Raw genomic sequence first — 17,705 nt, 5'->3', positions numbered from 1 at the left:
AGACCATGACTGATATTCTGCTGGAAGTCTGTGTCGATGATGCGGCAGGTCTGCGAGCCGCAATTGATGGCGGTGCCGACCGCATAGAACTGTGCAGCGCGCTGGCCGTTGGCGGATTGACACCATCTGCCGGGCTGATGACCCTTGCCGGACGGTCTTCGGTTCCCTGTTATGCCATGATCCGGCCACGCGTTGGAGATTTCGTTTACTCCGCCGAAGAACTGGCCGTAATGGAAGACGATATCAGATTTGCGGCGTCGTGCGGCATTGCGGGTGTGGTGTTTGGTGCAAATCTGCCGGATGGTCGGCTGGACCACGATGCCTTGACCCAATTGTCAGAGGTGATCGCCTCCATGCCGCGCACTTTGCACCGAGCCTTCGATCTCGTTCCCGATATCGCGGACGCGATCGAGATCGCCACAGCTTGTGGTTTCGAGCGTATTTTGACCTCGGGACGCGCGCTTTCTGCGTCCGAAGGGATCGATGATCTGAAAACTGCGGTTGAGGTCGCCAATGGGCAAATTTCCATCATGCCCGGCTCAGGCGTCAATCTGGAAACTGTTGAAAAATTGTTGGCGCAGGTGGAGGTTTCCGAGATCCACTCATCCTGCTCGTCAAACGTCGATGTTGCTAATCCGGCGGTAGCAGCTTTCGGGTTTTCTGATCCTCAGATCAAACGAACCGACGCTCGCCTTGTCCACGCTATGAAAAAGATATTGCTCGATCACCGCGTCTAAAAATATTCTCAATAGGGCGAACGGCACTCAACTCGGGTGCCTTTAGACGTCGCGTAAGTATTATCTGAGGCGTGGTAAGATGATGTGTAGCGCTCTGCGCACCACTGAACGTGCATCAATTCTGCTGTCGATAAGAGAGAGCTATTGTCAGAACCTGCGCCATTTGCCCCACCTACGAACGCCACTGGAGCATTACCATAGGCAGAACTCTGCGCGCTCGACGGTCCTTCAACCGGTGCGATCAGGCTGAGAGCACTTGCAGGCCCACCCAAAATTGCGACAAGGCCACCGCTCAGAGCGAGTATAGACATGAATTTCGCAGCTTTGGACATGGGATTATTCCTCTTTTATCTTACCAAAAACAACGTGCACCCTTGGGTTTGGTTCCAAATCTTATAGAGCGGTAGAAAACCCGCATGCGCGCAAAGTGTATTTCCCTGTAAGAAACAAAGAAGCTGTGATCATTCTTGACCCTTTTATGGTGCGCGCCGATCCAGCTCGGTAAGGCTATGACGTAAATCGTCAGATCGGCATTGCTTCCCGCCTCAAACGCGTTACATTTTGGTGCCTGATGAAGAAAGCCTGGGAGGAGCAGTTTCATGAGACGAATGTGGCCCGATGAATTTAACTCCATATTGGACGGCGCAGAAGAAGTGACGCTGGATGTTCCGGCAAGTGAGCCGACTAGCCAGTCATCCGGTGAGGCGATCCGTCGCCAGGCTTTGAAAGTTCGCCTCTCGCAGCAGGATTATGAGCGCATCTGGCCACTGGCCGAGGCACGCTACCGGCTTCAGGGCAAGTTTTCCGGTAAGGCCATCACCCTGATTGCCAACAATCCACATTATCAGAACTGGCATCCGGTCGATGGTGGAACCGAGGAAACAACGCCGGACAGCGGCAGGCCTTACGAGACCAAATATGTCGTTGTGCATTTCCTGTTGGACGATGTGCGCGAAACAGTCGAGGCGTGATGCCATAACGGCGTTCTTTACTTCCCGGCAGAGCAGTTGTTTTGCCGGGAGGTTGGAGGTTGGTGATTGACGATCCATATCCGCGCGCAGTTACCATTAATCATATAAGCAAACACGTATATACATTCTCGCCGCAGGATGTAATCTGCTGAAATCGCGTCCTAGTTGTCGGTTTCAGATTTGAAAATATCCATCATTCTCAAAACGCTTAACGAAGAAAAGCGCATCGCCGCCGCAATCGAAAGCGTCATCGCGGCATTGGGGGGGCTTGAGGGCGAGATCATCATTGCTGATAGCGGATCACGCGATAAAACCGTGGAGATCGCCTCCAGATATCCGGTTATCATCGCGCAGATTCAAGCGCCAGCCAAACCGAGCTGCGGCGTGGGTCCACAACTGGGATTTCAATATAGCAAGGGCGAATTCATCTGCCTCATGGACGGCGATATGTTGCTCGACGCGACATTTCTGCCTGCGGCACTCGAGTATCTCGAGCATAATCCAAGGGTTGCCGGCGTGAGTGGCCACGTCAACGAAGTCAATCTCGATAATCTTGAATTTACGCGCCGGGTGCAACGAAACGCACCGGAAAACAGAAGTGGCGTGCTTGATCGCCTGAATGGCGGTGGCCTTTTTCGCCGTGCGGCGATTGAGGAGGTCGGTTATTTCACGGATCGAAATCTGCATGGATACGAGGAGTTCGATCTTGGACAGCGTCTGCGTATGCGGGGCTGGACGCTTTATCGCTTAGACAGGCGATTTGTCGATCACTTCGGACACAGCATCAACTCCTATGTGCTGCTGACCCGTCGCTGGTCATCCAAATATCTGATGGGCGTCGGCGAGCTTTTGAGAGCGGGCTCGGAACAATCCCGATTTAATGCCTTGGCAAAGGAATTGCCTGAAGTGCGATTGTGGTGCGGCGTTTATGTGTGGTGGGCTTTGTTGTTTGCCTGCCTGATTGCAGGGTTTTACAACGCGCTCGGTTTTCTCGCTTTCATCGTCGCGCTTCTGTTGCCCGTTGCGATCATGAGCATAAAGCAAAGAAGCATTTCCTTGGGATTTTATGCTGTTGTGGCGTGGTATTTCCACGCAGCGGCGCTGCCGCTTGGCTTCTTTGGTTCCCGCCAGCCACCGAATGCGTGGATTGAAAGTAGGCTTTTGAAATCGCCATGAAACGCATCGTGTTTGCTTCGCTCATTGCCACCTTGCTGATGACGCAAACGGTTTTGGCGAGTGACTGGCTTCCTGTGCGGGAGCAGTCGCTTCAAGTCCAACCGGGCAGTCCCTTGGACTTTTCCGGCATCCTTCAGAACAGGGCGATTGTTGAAACAGACAGAATTACGATCAATCCGGCTGGAAAGCTGGCGCGGATTGGAGAGAACGAGACACCACTTCGTTTCCTGTGTGCGTCTCTTGCCTGGAGTCCTGCTTCCGGAGGTTTCCCCGACCACGCGACCGCTGACCTTTATGCCTCTCAGTTAAAGATGCATGGCTATAATATTGCCCGTTTCCACTATGTCGATGCGGCGTTGATGGAAGGCAGGTCAACCGATTTCGACTTCAATCCAGACGTGCTTGATCGAATTCATTACCTCATGGCCGCGTTGAAACGGAACGGCATTTACTGGATAATGGATGGGTTGAGTTCTTCCCGTGGCGCCTATGGCGGCTTTAATGATCGATGGGAGGTCAAAGGCGATCTGAAACTGGGTGCTCAGATCGATGATGCGGATTTCGATCATTGGCTCAAGTTCCAGCAGCTCATTCTGGCCAAGGTCAATCCCTATACTGGCACGGCGCCTATTCGTGATCCAGCGCTGGTCGCCATCGTGCCGTTTAACGAAAACGGCTTGGAATTCGACTCGATGATGCAGGAGAATGTGCGTGGTAGCGTGTTTTCCGAGCGTCTCAAGCCACTGTTCAACGAATGGCTTTTCACACAATACGGCACGTCGGACGCGCTCAGGCAGCAATGGGGCTGGTGGGCGACAGAGGGTGATCTGTCGGATCGGTCCATTACTCTGCCAACGAACCGCTATGAGCGCAGTGAGCGGATGCGTGATCTGCAATCCTTTTTCATCGATGTCGAGAAGGCGGCGACACGACGAATGACGGCTTCGCTTCGCGATCTTGGTTTTCGTGGCATCATTCTGCCCTACAACAATTGGCCGACACTTCAGACAGCTGTGAGCCGCAGCATTCAGGATGCGGTGGCCATGAACACCTATCAGGATTGGGTCGGTTCCTATGCGCCCGGCACAAGTGTTCAAGGAACAAGTTCACTGGTGGATGGTCTTCGTTATCTGCGGACCATAGGTGCTGCGCGCTGGTTCGGGCGTCCGTTTTTTGTCACCGAATACGACCATCTTTTCTGGAGCCCCTACCGATATGAAGCGGGCCTTGCGGCGTCATCCTTTGCTGCCTTGCAGGATTGGGACGTGTTGTGCCGCCACGCTCATGGCCCGATCATCCTCTCCTATGGCGAGGACTTTCCGCATAAAAAACAGATGCTTCCCTATGCTATTGCGCTTGATCCGGTTGCCCGTGCCGGCGAAACGCTTGCCGCCCTCGTTTTTCGCCGGGGAGATGTCAAACCCTCCTCGCTGCGCATACCTTTCTTGACCGATGGGCAATCTGGTTTGACCCAGGGCATCAACGACATGGAGCCAGAAACCTTGACGCGTCTTGGGCTGGTAGGCGCGATAGGTCTTCAACCGTCCGCAGAACATCAAACCGGGTCTGTTGCAGTGGGTCCGGTACGTGATGGTCAGACACCGATGGATATTGTTGCGCGACTGAAAGCCAATGGAGATCTGGTCCCGTCCAGCCCTGCCGATCTCGATCAAGGTCATGTCGTCAGCCAGACAGGTGAGTTACGGCTGGATGCACCGGAAAAGAGCCTTGCCTTGCGCTCGCCCAAAACCGAGGCACTTGCCTTCGATAAAATCGATGCCACCATTGACCTTGGCTTCGTCAGTTTGCAATCGGCGGACGGTCGGGGCCTTTTTGCGATTTCCTCGCTGGATGGCCAGCCGCTTGAGACCAGCGAAAAGCAGCTTTTGATCCTGGCCTCCGACGCCCATAATACCGGCATGACGTTTCGGGATGCGGAGGAACGTGTCATTGTGGATTTCGGGCGCCTTCCGGTGATGATCCGGCGAATGGCGCTCAGCCTTCAATTTGCCAGCGATGGCGCGTTCAGGATTTCACCGGTCGGATTGGATGGTCACATATATCCACCTTTGATCAATGCCATTGGCCGTCAAAACATCACGCTGACCAATGACCCACCGAGCGGTCCCACAACCTATTTTCTCGTCGAAAAAACCGAGGCTCCTCAAGCCAATCAATAGAAATCGCGCACCAGACGGCTCCAGCTTTCGCCCGCGATTCCGCCAATATAGGCTTGGCCGTTTTGCATGGCCTGCTTGAATTCCGTTGATCTTGAAGCGGCGGAAACGCCGGTGACGTGACGATACCAGATGCCGTGATGCCTGGATAATGAAGGTATCATTTCCGGTCGAAGCTGGGCAGAGGCGAAAGCGAATCCGGCGTTCTTGAGCGCTTCCAGAGCCATGTCCAAGACGGCATCTTGCTTGCCAGTCTGCGCTAGAAGATCGAGTATCTGCGCTTCGCCACTCCGTGCGCCGGCAAAGGAAAACACCCCGCATATATCTCCGTTGTCGTCATGCACCTGTGCAAGAGTGAGCTGACCGTGACCATTTTCGTCGCTTGAAAGTTTGAGCGTCCATTCCAGTCCGGCAGCGGTATAAATGGGTGCAACTGCATAGCCGGACAGGAATCGATTGGCATAGTCCGCATAAACGTCAGGACTTGCTTTTCGAGCGCTGTAACCCGATGCAGATGATGTGCCAGCAACAGAAGATGCTGGGGGCAGATGGCCTGCGCTCAGCAGACTTGGATATTTCTGGGAGACCCGGCGTCTGATATAGCCGATTGCGGAGGGCAAGGGTTTGAAGATTTTGTACCAGCGCAATCCCTGAACCGGCAGTTCCACACCGCCGATAGCTTTTAAGTGGGATACACTCACAGGTGCCGCGCTATCGGAGAAGCAGATTTGACTTGGGCGTGGCCGTATCTGAAAAATGAGTGCGGCGATACTGCGTGGATTTGCATCCTCGGCAGCCATGAAGGCGCAGGCCAACCGCGCCGTAACGGGATCCTCGCCGATTCTGTAGGCCATTGGCAAAATGGTAAGAGCGCTTTTGACGCTCCCGGCGCCATCGACAGACACAATACTACCGTTTTCGGGCGTGTAGTTGGGGTGTGAAAACAACAGCTGCGATAGATAGTCGTTCAGGTCTGCCTTATTCGGCGTGGCGTTTTTTCTAAAGACCGACGTGAAGAGAGCACCGATTTGGGGAACATCAGCAGATTCTGCGGGTCTAACCTTTGTGACGTGATCTGATGTCATGCTTCAATCTCCCGACTTTTCGCCAATGAGCGCGTGACGTGAACCTTCACGACGAGCCACGCCGCCAAAACAATGCTCGCTTCGATCATGTAGCCGGCAATAAAAATGCCATAGGGCGGCCAAATCCAGGCTGCGACGCCGATCAGTATTGCGCCGATGCCGTTTGACAGGTTCAAAACCCACGCCCGTGATGAGTGCTGCCCAGCGGCCCCCAGCAAGTCAACCGCAATGGACCATACGGCAACGAAAACGATGAGCCATGCCATGATCCGCAAGAAGTGCGGCAGGGACACGTATTCGGGTCCGAAAATCAAAGGCATGAATGAAGCGGATATGTAGATAACGATGGCCGCGATGAACCCCAATGCCAGAGCCACGCCCAAGATGCGGATGGTCAGCCGGAAGGCGTGGTGAATGCCTGCCATGCTTGCGACGGCAAGCCGAGGATAGACAAGTCGGTTCAACGCATCGATGGCCATGTAACTGCTATCGGTGATCCTGCGTGCCACACCGTAACTTCCAACGACCTCCGCCCCGGCAACAAAACCAAGCACCAAAAGGTCAACGTTCTGTCGAATTGCGCGGAAAATGAACGGTGTCGCAAACAACAGTCCAAGCCGAATTTCCTCCCGCTCTATGACATATTGCGGCCGACCGATGCGGAACGCGAAATAGGCGTAAAGAACGAGGGTGAAAAGGTGGGCCGCAAGCTGCCACGTCGCCCAGCTTTCAACGGTCGTAACCTGAAACGCAAAACAGGCAAGTGCTGCTGTCACCGTGCGAATGAAAGCAAAGCCGACAACGGAAGCGTTGGCCGCTCCATATTTCGAGTGTGCGAGAAATATGCTTTCACCGAGCATGATAAGCCGAACCAGCACAACATTGGTCAATATCAGCTGGAACGTGGTCAGCACGCTCTGGCCTGTTGTCTGACCGAAGGTAATGAACTCCGGCAATATGATGGTGCCGAGAGCTACCAGAACTGCGCCGCTGACAAAGGTTAGAATGAGGTTATGGCCAAATATTCTTGGAAAGCACCGAGGGTCCTGAGGCACGCGGCGCACGAGACATTCCGAAGCGCCAAGACCGCACAGATGAACCGCAATGCTGGTTATCGCAATGAAAGAGACGTAACGACCAAATTCTTCCGCACCGAATGATCGTGCCAATATTGCGAAGGTGATGAGCTGTGCGGCGTTGGCGATCAACAGGCTTGCCGAGGATGCGCTATAAGACAGCAACATGCCGATCAACCGAGGCTTGTCCTTTTTGTCGCTGGAGATCATCCAGGTATCCCCATGTCAAAAAACCAACGTGCTATAAACCATTTGTCAGTGAACTATGTGATTTAGTAAGATCGTATATAATGAAAATGTTTCGTTTTTATTGACATAGAGGTTTTGGTCGCTCATGTACGAGTACCCTACTGCGAAGCGGAAAGAGCCGGGATATGACCGTGTGCCGCCCCGCGCCACAGCCGATACAGCGCCAGATCCCGTCATAACCCCTACAAAACTGTTGGCATGGCTGCGCAAAGGCGTGCCGTTTATTATCGTTTTTGCACTTTTGGGTGGTGTCGCGGGTGCCGGTTTTGGCCTTGGAATAAAGCCTCGTTTCACATCAAGCCTCGACATTCTTTTGCCACCGCCCACGGGGCAGGTGGTGCCCAACGAACTCACCACACCAAACATCCAGAGTGACGCGCAAATTCTTGACATATCCAGCAAGCTCTTGCTGATCACATCAGGCAATGTGTTGCGCCGAACCGTCGAGCGGCAAAATCTCCAGCAATTGCCTGAGTTCAACTCTGCCGCAGACACGGAGGAAGGGTTGTTCAGTTGGTTGAAGCTGACAAGTCCTGCGCCCACAGATGACGGCACAATCGCGGCGACGCGCAATCTTGCAAAGCGCATCAAGGTAGCGCGGCAGGGCGGAACCTATCTGGTTTCGATCAGCCTGTGGACCCGCGATGCCGACAGATCGGTAAACGTTCTTTCGGCGTTGGCGCAGTCTTTTCGGGAAGAACTTGAGGCGACGCAGACCGATCTTGCAAAAAATGCCAGTGCGGCGCTTTCAACCCGTCTGGAGGAATTGAGATTGGCAGCAACGCAGGCCGCGAATGCTGTCGCGCAGTTTCGCCAAGGCAACAATCTTCAGGATCTGGGCGGCACTGGGTCGGTGAATACCCAAAGCGTGTCTCAGTTGAACACACTTTTGAATGACGCGTCATTGAGGTTGTCAAATATACAGGCGCGATATGCGCGGCTGAACCAGCCTGCGACAGACAGCATTGTCCCCGCAGATACTCTGGATTCGCCGACCCTCGTTTCGCTTCGATCGCAATATAGCCTCCTCAAGCAGCAATATGACGAACTGACGATCACCTATGGTGCGCGATATCCAAAGCTCGTGACCACACGCGCCCAGCTTGGCACGCTTCGCACCGAAATGGCGCGGGAAACCGAAAGATCGTTGCAGGCAATCAAAGTCGATATGGATCAGGCGCAAAATTCCGTGACCATGCTGCGTTCGCAACTGGACGACGCGCAAAAGCGTGTGTCGACCGACGATACCGCACAGGTACAATTGGGAGAGTTGGAGCGCAACAGCCAGGCAAAGTCAGCGCTTTACGACACCTTCCTGAAGCGTGTTGGTGAAACCAGTGAGCAGCAGCAGATCAGCGTCTCCAACCTACGCATCGTCACAGACCCTGTTCCACCCGAAAAACGCAGTTGGCCACCGTCAACGCTGTTGCTCACCATCGGCGGTATTCTGGCTGGCCTGATATTGGGTGCCTTCGCGGTCGTGGCCACGCGCAGCTTGATCCTTCTTCGAGACAACAACTGGCGATTTGAGCGGGTAAGCTGATGCGGGTAGCGACGGCGTTGGAGGAGAGGGATACGGGTTTTCAGCCGAAGATCAGAACTCTGATCTTTATGGGGCTTTTCCTGTTTTTCTGGGTCACCACCAATCCGTTCGTCGATCTCGTTAGCGTGGAGGCAAGCGGATCGGATGCCACGGGTGGCTCCAACCTTATAAATCAGCTGACATTCCTCGCCTTGACGTTGATAACGATTTACGCCGCAATCACGCATCCGCTGCGGTCGCAGATTTGCCAGCCACAATGGCTCGTGGTCGCGCTTTTTGCATGGTTTTTGATCTCATCGGGCCTTTCCAGCTATCCTACCGACGCCATCAAAAGAACGATCCTTGCGATCCTGACCTGCATCAATGCTGGCATGTTTCTGCTGTTGCCGCGCTCGGAGCAACAGTTTGCGCGCCTCCTGCTCTACGGCACGGCGATCACACTTGGCCTAGCCTATTTCGGCGTGATTTTCCTGCCGACGCTGTCCATTCACCAGCCCACCGAGCTCATCGAGCCCATGAATGCGGGCTTCTGGAGAGGGCAATATTCGCATAAAAATCTGGCGGCGGCGGTCATGCTTGTCGCCGCCTTTTTCGGGCTTTATCTTCGCAGCGTCGGGTGGAAAAAGAGCGGCGTGGCCATCGTCATTCTGTCCGTTTTCTTTCTCATCCAGACTGGTGGGAAATCCTCCACCGCCATGCTTCCGCTTATCCTCACTCTGCAATGGATCTTCGAGAAGTTTCGCTGGAGCCGGTGGCCGATAGCCGTTGGCGGTATTGCGGCTTTTAATCTTCTGGCGCTCGGAGCGGCGCTCTCCGAAGGTGTTCGTAGCGTGATCTCGTCCTTGGGTGTCGATCCCACTTTCACCAACAGAACGGACATCTGGAAGATCGCTCTCGACGCAATCATGAAATCACCCATTATAGGATATGGCTTTCAAGGGTTCTGGCAAACGACCGACATCACGCAAAGCTCTGCGGGTCTGGAAACCTGGGCAGTGAAGGCATTTAACGGGCATAATGCCTATGTCGATGCGCTTCTGACAACGGGCATTCCCGGATTTGTACTGACCATCGCTCTCGTTGTTTTCGTGCCGTTACGCGCAGTCGGACGGCTTGGCCCGGCCTCCAACAGCCCGGCTTTGTCTCGGCTGTTCATGCGCGTCTGGCTTTACGTCATCTATGCGGGCTGTCTTGAGGTCATCTTTTTCCAGAGCGGCAGTCCGATCTGCTTTTTTATGCTTGTTTCCATCTTCGGATTGGAGATGCAATCCCGCATGAACCTCGTCAACGACCGAAAAGTCATGTGGGAGGGAGAACATGCCGTTCCTGTCTGAAGCCACGTCGAAACTGAAATATGTGCGGGACCGTATCACCGAGAGAGCCGTGCGTGCGTTACCCGTTTCCACATTGAATGTGACGTGCATACGCCCCATCGTTTCCTTCACCTTTGATGACGTGCCAGACACGGCGCACTCTGCTGGGGCCAAAATCCTTGAAGACAATGGTGTGAGGGGCACGTTTTACATCGCGGGTGGCCTGCTTGGAAAAAAGGAGCCCGACCGCGACCTCATTTCCGCCGAAGGTTGCCAGTTGCTCTCACAGTCCGGCCACGAAATCGGGTGTCATACTTTCGCGCACAAGGCAGTTCGAACACTGTCGGGCGAGGAGTTGAGACACGATTTCGACCGGAATGCCGAAGTGCTGGATAGCTTTGATCTGAGCATTGGACGACGAAACTTTGCTTATCCCTATAATCAGGGCTCCCTTCGGCATCGTCAGGCATTTGCAAAACGATATACGACGGCGCGGGGCGGTGGGGATCGCATCAATCGCGGCCTGGTCAATCGTTCCTATCTCTGGGGGATGGAAATCAGGCAGCCTGAGAGCGATGCACTGTCTCTCGTTCGCCAGATTGATGCGGTTGTCGCACAGCCCGGTTGGCTGATCTTTTTTGCCCACGATATCAGCAGGAAACCCACCCCTTACGGCTGCACGCCCGACACATTTTCGGTGCTGGTGCGCTACGCCGTTTCCAAGGGCTGTCTTGTTCTGCCGGTGCGTGATGCCCTTCAGCATATTCAGGAATAGGGAAGGCAGAGGATGGGGGGGACGCTGCTTGCAATCAACAACTACTTTTATCGTCGGGGCGGAGCAGAGGCGATTTTTCTCGACCAAATGGACATGTTTGAGCGGGCGGGCTGGCAAGCCGTGCCGTTCTCTATGCAGCATCCCAACAATCTGAAATCCGATTGGTCGTCCTACTTCATTCCCGAACTCGAATTCGGTCGTCAAAGCAGCCTGATGACGAAGATTGGGCACAGCCTCGAAGTTATCTATTCGCGAAAAGCACGCGCGCAATTGAGTGGTTTGATTGATCAGGTCCGTCCCGATATCGCCCATGCGCACAATGTCTATCACCACATCTCTCCGTCGATATTCCCGCTTCTGAAAGAAAAGGGAATACCTACCGTTTTGACGGCGCATGATCTGAAACTTGCCTGTCCCGCCTACAAGATGCTTTCGCCGCAAGGCATCTGCGAGAAGTGCAAGGGTGGCAAAATATACAATGTTCTGGTCAATCGCTGCATGAAGGATTCGGTGGCTCTGAGTGGTCTCGTGATGGTGGAAACCGCAGTTCATCGGACCCTTGGCCTTTATCGTAATTATATCGACAAGATCGTCGTCCCAAGCCGGTTTTATCAAGCCAAGCTCATGGAATGGGGCTGGCGGAGCGATCAGCTTATCCACATCCCAAACTTCGTGGATCAATCCATAACCGAACGTCCCGTCACGGCGGATGAGGGCGATTATTTTCTGTTTGCCGGGCGCTTGGCGCCTGAAAAGGGCATTGCGACTTTGATTAAAGCCGCAGGTCTTTCCAGACAACGCCTGCGGATTGCGGGCACGGGACCGAGTGAAGCAGCTCTTCGCGCATTGGCACAGCATGTGGGTGCGGACGTGGAATTTATGGGATACCTGACAGGACCGGCATTGCACGAAACCATTGCCGGAGCAAAAGCGCTGGTCCTGCCGTCCGAATGGTACGAAAACGCCCCTGTCAGCCTTCTGGAAGCCTATGCGCTTGGTCGCCCCGTCATCGGCACAAACATTGGCGGTATTCCCGAGTTGATCAGAGAAGGGGAAACCGGTTTGATCGCGAAACCATCTGACCCGCAGGATCTAGCACGGGTTTTGACGGTTATGAACGACCTGCCGAAGAGTGTCCGTCAGGACATGGGGGAACGCGGACGTTTATGGGTTCAGCAGGAATTTTCACAAGCCGCATATCTGGACAGAACGACGACACTGTATCGCGAGCTTGGCGTTCGACCTTGAGACCATCGTGTCTTTACGGGTATCGGCTGATAATGACCGCATCCAGCATATGCATGTCCATTTCTGGCGCGTTAAAGGGATCAGCAAGCCCTGATGTCAGTTTTCCGAGCTGGTCTCCCGGTATCGATTTTGCCGCGATCACCTCAATATCCACCCATCCATTTTGCTTGAAAGCTCGGACGTAGTCTATCGGCCGCTTGCGATTTGGTTGGCCGGGAAAAGTGAGTAACGAATAGAACCATGCCGAGAAACGATAGATATTATTGGGATCGCGTTGGCGAATGGCATTGGTGTGGGTTTGAAGGTCAACAATGTGCAGGCTGATGCAACCGCTTTGCGCAACTTTGGTCAGCCCGTTGATCGTTGTCTCTATTGCATCAAAATGTTCAAACGAGGCACAACTGAGGATGAGATCGAATTTTTGCCCGTTGCATAGGGCGGGAATGTCGAAACCGGCATCCACATGATAGCAAAAATTCGACGATTCGCCTTCCAAAGCTGTATGTGCAATTTCAACATGCGCGTCCTGAAGCTCACCATTAAATTGAGCGATGGCATCGCGGCGAAACTCTGCTGTGTCGTCCGCCGCCAGTCTGAAAGCATCCACCGCCGTGTAGGATTTTGCCCCATGGGCAAGGAGAAGTGCGCCTGTCGCCAGCGACGATCCCGGTCCAAGCTCAAGCACGGCGCGGTCCCTGACGGAAACGTCGGCAGGTAGAAATCGAAGCCATGATTGAACGACATCATGGACGTAGTCGATACGAGCAGCTCTATCGTCACTGGAGACTGTGTTCGGTTTTTTGTAACCCATCAGGCGATGTTTCGCCCACACCCCCAGCAGGATAAAGGCGCCGATAAGCTTGAACAGCACATTCCTTACAGCAATTGGCATCTGACACCCATGAAGCACTGAGTTTTAATGTGTTCGGTCACATTCCACGGTCTGAAGCCGCGATTTGAGAGCGGCTTCTGGAACGTGCAATCTTAGGCGGAAATTAGTTATTTTAGAATTTACTGCAATACGCTCGGCTTGCATGTTGTAGTCTGGCAATTTGATAAAGCGGAAGAGCAGGGTGCTATGCATTTTCCAGAAGGTCGTACAGCCGGATCATCGCAATCGGCCGGTCAAAGCGCTGCGAAAAAACCATCCAATCGGTATGAAAATATCGATGCGCTTCGCGCCATTGCTGCGCTTGCGGTCGTCGTTCAACATTTTTTCGGCGATGTCCTTCGCGAAGCTGCGGCCCAGCAAGGCGTCATCTTTCATGTCGCATCGTCAAGCACCTCATATTTCGATGCCGGTCGGTTCGGCGTGGTGCTTTTCTTTCTCATCAGCGGGTTTGTTGTTCCTTTCAGCATAAAAGGTAGCAACCCGCTCCAGCGTTTTGCAATCTCACGGTTTTTTCGCCTGTTTCCAGCCTTGTGGCTCGCACTTTTTTGTCTGGTCCTTATTGCTGCCATCCATGGCCAGCCTCCATCGGCGTTTAATCTGATCGCTAATATGAGCATGCTTCCCTCTGTGTTTCATCAGCCGTGGATGTCCGGCGCATACTGGACGTTGACGATTGAGCTCGTATTCTATGGGTTATCAGCAGGCTTGTTTGCCGTTGGCGCTCTTTATCGCCCCGCGGTCATTGCGGCCTTCGCGATCCTGCTGGCCTCAGGCACGGCCATCCCTATTTTCCTTCGCTCTGTCGAAATATCGCTGCCCGTTCAGTACATCAGTCTCCATGTCTCCTTCCTCTATCTTGGCCTGCTGTTGCGGATGATGCTGATTGATAAGCTTCAGGGCGCGCGCATTGGCACCGCATGTGTTTTGGTGACGCAAACCATTGTCCTTCTGACGATCGGCGACTTCTCGCTTTCACGGCAGGACGGCTTCTTTTTGGTCGGTACTTTTCCAGTTTTAGTGAGCTATCTGGCGGCGCTTTGCGTGTTTTTCTTTTGTGTAAAGACGGGCAAGCCAAAACAACCAGTTCTCTCATGGCTCGGCGCGCTCAGCTACTCGATCTATCTTTTTCACGGCATAGCAGCGCTTGTCGTGTTCGAGATTTTTCCGCTGACAGGCACTTGGAGCGACATACCCGTTGGCATCGCCAGCCTGCTCTTGACGCTGCTGATCTCGGTGTTGGTTTACGAGTTTTTGGAGAAGCCAATGATCAGTCTCGGGCATAGGTTGGTCAAGCGTGAGGATAACCGCGGATCACAGATGACGACATAGTGGCCGGATTTCGACAACTCTGCCGTTTACTATACAAACGAGATCATGCACCCGAATCCTCAATGCCCCTAGCCTATATCTCGTTTTAAGTTATTATATCCTAATGTACTAAAGTACCTTGGGAGCGCATGATGGATAACGTTCAAGCGGAAGAGCCCCGGCCAGCCTTGAAAACGAGTGGCACAGGTAGTCACCCCATTGAAGATACGCAATATCTCAAATCAATGCGCATCTGCATGATTGGTCTGCGCGGTATTCCCGATGTGCAGGGTGGAGTTGAAAAACATGTCGAGCAGCTTGTTTCCAACCTCGTTAATCTAGGTGCGGACGTTCACGTTTTTGCACGTAAGAATTATGTTGCTGGGACGGGGCCATACAACTGGCACGGCATCACGGTGCACCCGCTATGGGCGCCGCGCAGCACGCGTCTGGAAGCGATCCTTCACACAGCGCTCGCATTGTGGAAAGCCAGACTTCTCGATCCGGATATCGTCCATATTCACGCCGTAGGGCCATCTCTGGTCGCGCCGCTTGCGCGCCTGCTGGGGCTGAAGGTCGTCTTCACGCATCACGGTTATGATTATGACCGGGAAAAATGGAACTCGTTCGAAAAACGGATATTGCGGCTGGGCGAGTGGACGGGCATGCGGTTTTCACATGCTCGTATCGCAATCGCCAAACACATCGCAGAACGCATGCAGAAGGATTTTAACGAGCCCGTTTACTTCATCCCAAATGGCGTGAAGGTTGACACGAGAAGTCTGGATAATACGGTCTTGACCGAGTTCGGTCTGGAAAAACGTCGATACATTCTGCTCGTTGCGCGATTGGTTGCGGAAAAACGCCAGCTTGATCTGATTGAAGCCTTTACTCGAGCCAAGCTTAAAAACACGAAACTCGTTCTGGTTGGCGGGGGCGATGTGGGCAGCGAATATGCAAGAGAACTCCAGATGCGCGCATTGGCGGATCCGCGCGTTATTCTCACAGGCACGCAGTCCGGGCACAAGCTCGGCAGCCTGTTTGCAAACGCCGGTCTTTTCGTGCTGCCATCCAGCCATGAGGGAATGCCGATTGCCCTTCTTGAAGCCATGGCGCACGACCTTCCGGTTTTGGCGAGTGACATCGAAGCAAATCTTGGCTTGGGATTGGATGATGCCTCCTATTTCCCGCTCGGAAATATCGACGCATTGACGGCAGCGCTGCAACGCAAGCTCGAGAGCCAATCAATCCCACGCGCTCCTACCACGGACAGCGCCAAAATCGTTTCGAAATATGATTGGCAAACCATCAGCTTGCGAACTGCTGAAATCTATCGGTCAATTAGCAAGGTAAAAGCACGTCGAACGGTATCGCAGGAAAAGACGGCGACTGTTGACGCGTAATTGGCGGCGAATCCACACCATTGGGAAATCACAATCTGATGCAACCAGCTTGCTTGCGCGAAGACCCTATTGGCTGTTTACTCAGGGCTTTCAGCCACGCAAAACGTCATCTGACGTTCTGTGAAATTTAAGGTCCAAAAATTGAAGACAAGCAACACAACCACGCGCTTGATATTGAGCCGCATTAGAACCGAGATGAAAAAAGGTACGCCTGCGCACGAGGCCATCAAAATTGTCGAGGCGATGCGAGCAATCGACGTTGAACAGCAAAACGAATGTACACAACGGGTTTCTAAAAGAGCGTGAAAACTGGCATCTTGCACTCGTCAGACATACATGGTGATGTCCAGAGTGAGGGAACAGGACCATCGACACACAAACACGGTTTGAAGCAGGCGCTGCTGACGATTTTCCGCTTCCGGCGGATATAGAGAATATCCAGCGGCGAACATTCGAGTACTTCTGGCTCGGAAGTCATCCCGTTTCCGGCTTGCCAAGAGATCGCTTGCGATCCGATGGGACGCCGATCAGCGAGATCGCCTCGATGTCGGGCACGGGGTTCGGGTTTCTTGCCGTTATCGCTGGTACCGAAAGAGGGTGGATTACCAGAGATCAAGCCCTTGATCGATGCACAACGATGGTTCGCTCGTTAAATAGGGTCACACGGTTTCACGGCGCTTTCCCGCACTTTATCAATACGACCACCAGCGAGCTTATTCCATTCGGACCGAAGGATGATGGCGGTGATCTGGTTGAGACATCGCTGCTCATGCAGGGTCTGATCTGCGCCCGCCAATATTTTTCTGGTCTGACATTGGCTGAAACCACATTCCGGGCGCTGGCCAACGATCTGATAAAAGATGTTGAATGGGACTGGTTTACACGTGGACGCGACGGCGCGCTTTTTTGGCATTGGAGCCCAAAATATAGCTGGTCTTTGAATATCCCGATCAGCGGGTGGAACGAAGCGCTGGTGTGTTATGTCCTTGCCGCAGGTGCGAAAGATCACTTCATCAATCCCGTCAACTACCATCAAGGCTGGGCGCGATCCGGTGCAATGATGAATGGCCACGCATATCTTGGAACGGTTTTGCCGCTCGGGGAGCCATATGGAGGGCCACTTTTCCTGTCGCAATATTCCTTCTGCGCTTTGGACCCCAGAGGTCTTTCCGACCGCTATTGCAACTATTGGACCCAAATCGACGCGCATTCGAAGATCAACCGCGACTATGGCCTCAACAAGTATCCCAAGCTTGATATCTGGGGCATGACAGCAAGCGATGGACCCAAAGGATATCGCGTGCACTCTCCGACCTTAAACGATGGCGTTATCTCTCCGACGTCCGCCTTGTCCAGTTTTCCGTTTCTGCCCGAGGACGCAACGAAAGCGGCGCGTGCTTTTCTGAACTATGACGGGGGAAAACTTCAGGGTCGCTATGGTTTTGTCGATGCCTTCTCACCTGCAACGGGTTGGATTGCCGACAGCCATCTTGCTATTGATCAGGGGCCGATTGTCGCGATGATGGAAAACCACCGATCGGGTCTGTTGTGGAACTTGTTCATGAGCGCACCCGAAGTCATCCGCGGTCTGGATCGTCTTGGTTTTACCAGAGTTCCCAAACGGATCGATTATCGCCCGGTTGAGAACGCCTAATACAACACCGCTCCATTTCGCGTTTCAGTATCTCACGGCTGAGTATCGATGACCAATCAGGGTTGATTGGAACGCAATTGCATGTTTTGAGGTGACAA

At 53.5% G+C, this 17,705-nt stretch carries 15 protein-coding genes; 11 read left to right on the top strand and 4 right to left on the bottom strand.

Annotation, left to right across the window (positions count from 1 at the left end; genetic code table 11):
- The first annotated feature begins 5 nt into the window (after nucleotides 1-5).
- Nucleotides 6-737 carry a copper homeostasis protein CutC gene (locus RMR16_RS18410; protein WP_320198762.1) on the top strand — a complete coding sequence of 244 codons (732 nt, stop codon included), beginning with the start codon at nucleotides 6-8 and terminating at the stop codon, nucleotides 735-737.
- Nucleotides 738-745: 8 nt separating this feature from the next.
- Here RMR16_RS18410 and RMR16_RS18405 read toward each other — a convergent pair whose 3' ends face one another.
- Entirely contained in the window at nucleotides 746-853 is a 108-nt protein-coding gene (locus tag RMR16_RS18405) for a BA14K family protein (protein ID WP_320199004.1), read from the bottom strand.
- 492 nt (nucleotides 854-1,345) lie between these two features.
- Between RMR16_RS18405 and RMR16_RS18400 the strand changes: the two genes are divergently transcribed.
- From RMR16_RS18400 to RMR16_RS18390, 3 genes are all read left to right on the top strand, one after another.
- A complete protein-coding gene (locus tag RMR16_RS18400) occupies nucleotides 1,346-1,708 on the top strand; it encodes a hypothetical protein (protein WP_320199003.1) in 363 nt (120 codons plus the stop codon).
- 180 nt (nucleotides 1,709-1,888) lie between these two features.
- Nucleotides 1,889-2,884 carry a glycosyltransferase family 2 protein gene (locus RMR16_RS18395; protein WP_320198761.1) on the top strand — a complete coding sequence of 332 codons (996 nt, stop codon included), beginning with the start codon at nucleotides 1,889-1,891 and terminating at the stop codon, nucleotides 2,882-2,884.
- On the top strand, nucleotides 2,881-5,064 hold the full coding sequence (locus tag RMR16_RS18390; RefSeq protein WP_320198760.1) for a glycoside hydrolase: 2,184 nt from the start codon (nucleotides 2,881-2,883) through the stop codon (nucleotides 5,062-5,064). Before RMR16_RS18395 ends, RMR16_RS18390 begins: the two co-directional genes overlap by 4 nt.
- Here the strand turns inward: RMR16_RS18390 and RMR16_RS18385 are convergent.
- On the bottom strand, nucleotides 5,058-6,146 hold the full coding sequence (locus RMR16_RS18385) for a hypothetical protein (RefSeq protein WP_320198759.1): 1,089 nt from the start codon (nucleotides 6,144-6,146) through the stop codon (nucleotides 5,058-5,060). The two genes, RMR16_RS18390 and RMR16_RS18385, sit on opposite strands and share 7 nt — an antisense overlap.
- Nucleotides 6,143-7,432, bottom strand: a complete 1,290-nt coding sequence (locus RMR16_RS18380) for a lipopolysaccharide biosynthesis protein (protein ID WP_320198758.1) — start codon at nucleotides 7,430-7,432, stop codon at nucleotides 6,143-6,145. Before RMR16_RS18380 ends, RMR16_RS18385 begins: the two co-directional genes overlap by 4 nt.
- A gap of 124 nt (nucleotides 7,433-7,556) precedes the next feature.
- On the opposite strand from RMR16_RS18380, the gene RMR16_RS18375 reads away from it, so the two are divergent.
- Genes RMR16_RS18375 through RMR16_RS18360 form a run of 4 tightly spaced genes read left to right on the top strand, consistent with a single transcriptional unit; the run spans nucleotide 7,557 to nucleotide 12,350 of the window.
- The gene (locus RMR16_RS18375; protein ID WP_320198757.1) at nucleotides 7,557-9,014 is read left to right on the top strand and encodes a GumC family protein; all 1,458 of its coding nucleotides are present in this window, start codon (nucleotides 7,557-7,559) and stop codon (nucleotides 9,012-9,014) included.
- Nucleotides 9,014-10,348, top strand: coding sequence for an O-antigen ligase family protein (locus RMR16_RS18370; protein ID WP_320198756.1), 1,335 nt, complete (start codon nucleotides 9,014-9,016; stop codon nucleotides 10,346-10,348). The genes RMR16_RS18375 and RMR16_RS18370 overlap by 1 nt, the downstream gene beginning before the upstream one ends.
- Nucleotides 10,332-11,102 carry a polysaccharide deacetylase family protein gene (locus RMR16_RS18365; RefSeq protein ID WP_320198755.1) on the top strand — a complete coding sequence of 257 codons (771 nt, stop codon included), beginning with the start codon at nucleotides 10,332-10,334 and terminating at the stop codon, nucleotides 11,100-11,102. Before RMR16_RS18370 ends, RMR16_RS18365 begins: the two co-directional genes overlap by 17 nt.
- Before the next feature lie 12 nt (nucleotides 11,103-11,114).
- Nucleotides 11,115-12,350, top strand: coding sequence for a glycosyltransferase family 4 protein (locus RMR16_RS18360; protein WP_320198754.1), 1,236 nt, complete (start codon nucleotides 11,115-11,117; stop codon nucleotides 12,348-12,350).
- Nucleotides 12,351-12,363: 13 nt separating this feature from the next.
- Here the strand turns inward: RMR16_RS18360 and RMR16_RS18355 are convergent, their stop codons facing one another.
- A complete protein-coding gene (locus RMR16_RS18355; RefSeq protein WP_320198753.1) occupies nucleotides 12,364-13,242 on the bottom strand; it encodes a class I SAM-dependent methyltransferase in 879 nt (292 codons plus the stop codon).
- A gap of 138 nt (nucleotides 13,243-13,380) precedes the next feature.
- Between RMR16_RS18355 and RMR16_RS18350 the strand changes: the two genes are divergently transcribed.
- The 3 genes from RMR16_RS18350 to RMR16_RS18340 all read left to right on the top strand — a co-directional run bounded on the left by RMR16_RS18350 (nucleotide 13,381) and on the right by RMR16_RS18340 (nucleotide 17,607).
- Nucleotides 13,381-14,571: an acyltransferase family protein gene (locus RMR16_RS18350; RefSeq protein ID WP_432355004.1), complete on the top strand. Its 1,191-nt coding sequence runs from the start codon at nucleotides 13,381-13,383 to the stop codon at nucleotides 14,569-14,571.
- A 131-nt stretch (nucleotides 14,572-14,702) separates the two neighbouring features.
- Nucleotides 14,703-15,953 carry a glycosyltransferase family 4 protein gene (locus tag RMR16_RS18345; RefSeq protein WP_320198751.1) on the top strand — a complete coding sequence of 417 codons (1,251 nt, stop codon included), beginning with the start codon at nucleotides 14,703-14,705 and terminating at the stop codon, nucleotides 15,951-15,953.
- Between the two features lie 505 nt (nucleotides 15,954-16,458).
- Nucleotides 16,459-17,607 carry a glucoamylase family protein gene (locus RMR16_RS18340; protein ID WP_320198750.1) on the top strand — a complete coding sequence of 383 codons (1,149 nt, stop codon included), beginning with the start codon at nucleotides 16,459-16,461 and terminating at the stop codon, nucleotides 17,605-17,607.
- Nucleotides 17,608-17,705: the final 98 nt, after the last annotated feature.

Origin of the sequence: Agrobacterium sp. rho-13.3 (genome assembly GCF_033957765.2) — a bacterium.
Taxonomy (GTDB): domain Bacteria; phylum Pseudomonadota; class Alphaproteobacteria; order Rhizobiales; family Rhizobiaceae; genus Agrobacterium.
This window is presented reverse-complemented; position numbering and strand designations above follow the sequence as displayed.